The organism is Shewanella sp. 10N.286.45.A1, assembly GCF_041470405.1.
GTDB lineage: Bacteria > Pseudomonadota > Gammaproteobacteria > Enterobacterales > Shewanellaceae > Shewanella.
Map to the genome: position 1 here is coordinate 1 of NZ_JBFRMK010000298.1, position 3153 is coordinate 3153.

Annotated in this window: 2 protein-coding genes; both read left to right on the top strand. The window is 43.0% G+C overall.

Annotated elements, in window-relative coordinates:
* The first annotated feature begins 150 nt into the window (after positions 1-150).
* Complete coding sequence (hemH, locus tag AB4238_RS19485) at positions 151-1146, top strand: ferrochelatase (protein ID WP_372034957.1); 996 nt, start codon at positions 151-153, stop codon at positions 1144-1146.
* Positions 1147-1398: 252 nt separating this feature from the next.
* The gene (locus AB4238_RS19490; RefSeq protein ID WP_220736282.1) at positions 1399-2703 is read left to right on the top strand and encodes an inosine/guanosine kinase; all 1305 of its coding nucleotides are present in this window, start codon (positions 1399-1401) and stop codon (positions 2701-2703) included.
* Positions 2704-3153 lie beyond the last annotated feature (450 nt).

Consider the following 3153-nt stretch of genomic DNA (forward strand, 5'->3'; position numbering starts at 1 on the left):
TCTTTATACTGATTGGTATGAATTTACACAAAATAACTGTGTGTTTATGAGCTAGTTCTCATATTTAATAAAGCCCATGTAAGTGGGCTTTTTTTATGCTTTTTCCAATGATAGCCTGACGCAGAATATCTTGGTTAAAAGAGAGAAAACGTGAACGACACAAGCTCCCCATTCGGTGTTTTATTGGTTAACCTTGGCACGCCTGATTCCCCAACCGCGCCAGATGTTAAAAAGTTCTTAAAGCAGTTTCTTAGTGATCCTCGTGTTGTCGATATCTCTCCTTGGATCTGGAAACCGATCCTCAATGGCATCATTTTAAATACCCGCCCAGCTAAAGTCGCTAAACTTTACGAGTCTATCTGGTGGGATAACGGTTCACCGTTGATGGTGATCAGCCAGCAACAACGCGACAAATTAGCGCAATCTTTACAAACGAATTTGGGTTTCAATGTACCTGTTGAACTTGGCATGAGCTACGGTAATCCTTCGTTAGAATCAGGCCTTAATAAGCTAAAAGCCCAAGGCGTGAGTAAGATTTTTGTGTTGCCATTGTATGCGCAGTACTCTTGCTCAACCGTTGCACCAGTATTTGACGCGATTAGCGATCTGCATAAAACTAAGCGCGATTTCCCAGAGCTACGGATCAACAAAGAATACTTCGCTCACCCTGCATATATTGCCGCGCTTGCGGAGTCAGTCAAACAACATTGGACGGATAAAGGCAGAGGCGATGTATTGCTCATGTCCTTTCACGGCGTGCCTGTTCGTTATGTGACTGAAGGTGACCCTTATCAAATACAGTGCCAGAAAACTGCAGAGCTAGTGGCTGAGTCACTTGGTTTAACGGCTGAGCAATGGCGGATCTGTTTTCAATCTCAGTTTGGTAAAGAAGAGTGGCTAACACCAGCAACGGATCAGTTACTTGAGTCACTACCTGATCAAGGGATTAAATCCGTTGATATCATGTGTCCGGCATTTTCCTCAGATTGCTTAGAAACACTGGAAGAGATCTCGCAGGAAGGTAAAGAGAGTTTCATATCAGCGGGTGGAGAGCGCTACGAATTTATTGGCTGTTTAAACGATTCAGATGCTCATATTGAGCTATTACAGCAAATAGTTAAGCAACAAACCTTAGGTTGGTGCTAAATTTAATGGCTAGTCAGTGATTTCAACTGGCGAAAGAGGCTGGGTATGGTAGAATTCCCCGCCTTTTTTGTCTCTGCTTATGATTTAGCACTTAGCGTGTGTGGTCATGGTTAATTTGTGAGACATGTTAGCATTTTAGGCTGCTAGAATTTTAAAACTATGAGTTATTTGTTAAAGCTAAGCGCAATAACTTGTGATTACTTACCCGTATAATTATCTTTTGCATGGATGCCGAATGAAAGAGAGCTCAATATGAAGTTTCCAGGTCAGCGTAAGTCTAAACACTATTTTCCAGTTAAAAACCGTGATCCGCTATTAGCACAGTTGATCCAGCAGCCTCAGCCAATTTCTACCTATGTGTCTGGTATCGATCAAACATTAGTAGACATTGAAGCCAAAGTGGAAGATGAGTTACTGAGTCGCTATGAGTTACCTAAGGGCAATTCGACTTTGATAGATGATGACAAGGCGCACGCTTTGTATAACGAATTAAAAGATCGTGAACTTGTCAGTGACGAGTTTGCGGGTGGAACCATCGGCAACACAGTACACAATTATTCGATTCTTGCCGATGATCGCTCTGTTCTGTTTGGCGTTATGAGCCGAAACATCGAGATTGGTAGCTACGCCTATCGCTATCTTTGCAACACTTCATCAAAAGTCGACTTGAACCAACTACAGCCAGTTGCAGGTCCTATCGGCCGTTGCTTCACTTTGATTTCAGAATGCGGTGAGCGTACTTTTGCTATCAGCAAAGGTTCAATGGATAAATTGACGCCAGAGTATATCGATAAAGATATTGTTCAAGGTGGTTCAGCACTGATCTTAACGGCATATCTAATGCGCGCCAGTGGTGAAGATAAAATCACTGATGCAGCGATGAAAGCAATTGAATACGCTAAAGCGGCCGAAGTGCCAGTAGTCCTTACTTTAGGCACGCGTTTCTTAATTGAAGAAGATCCTAAATGGTGGCAGCGCTTTATTCAGGAACATGTAACGATTCTTGCGATGAATGAAGATGAAGGCGAAGCATTAACGGGCTTTAAAGATCCGCTACAAGCCAGTGAAGCTGCTTTAGAGTGGTGTGACATGGTATTAACCACAGCTGGGCCTTTAGGGCTTTATACTGCAGGTTATACTGAAGATTCAGAAAAACGTGAAACAAGTCATACCTTGTTACCTGGCGCTATTCCAGAGTTCAACCGTTATGAGTTCTCTCGGCCTAAGTTGAAAGCTGATTGTGAGTCGCCGCTTAAAGTGTACGCGCATATTTCACCGTATATGGGCGGTCCAGAAAAAATCCGTAACACTAATGGTGCTGGAGATGGTGCATTAGCAGCGTTATTGCATGATCTAGCGTCTAATCGATTCCATAAAACCAACGTGCCGGGCTCAAGTAAACATAATCGTGATGGTCTATGTTATTCGTCGTTCTCGCAGATCTGTAAGTATGCTAACCGCGTTGCGTATGAGGTACTTGCACAGCACAGCCCAAGATTATCACGCGGCTTACCAGAGCGTGAAGATAGCCTAGAAGAGTCATACTGGGAACGTTAACACTACAGTCTTTTTGACGGGTTAGAGATAGATTAATTGAAAGGCATAACTTGGTGAACAAGTTATGCCTTTTTTGTCTCTAAGAGTTAATGCTAGACATTAGGGCGAAGGGTGTCATTACACGCTCTGCAATACCATACTGATAATTGTTTATCGCGATAGCCTTAAAGTCGCGCACAGTTCTACTGCAAGAGACGTATGAGCCTGACTGTAGAGAGGCTTAATATTGTCATATCGCTAATTTGAGGAACTGGCAGCTAAAAACACCCAATAAAAAAGGCGCCATAGAGGCTAACGCCGATCAGTTAAGGCCAATATGATCGGTTGACCGATCTTTACAATGCTTCAAAATCCAGTACAGACTCTTCTTTGTACTGGATTTTTTATGGAACTTTCTGAAGCTTTAGCGCGTACCTCTATCAACCGACTTACCGAGTTCGACAGCCTTGG

Bases quoted from the DNA above. Each gene is read 5' to 3' on its own strand.
- AB4238_RS19490 (WP_220736282.1), top strand. From the start codon at position 1,399: ATGAAGTTTCCAGGTCAGCGTAAGTCTAAACACTATTTTCCAGTTAAA.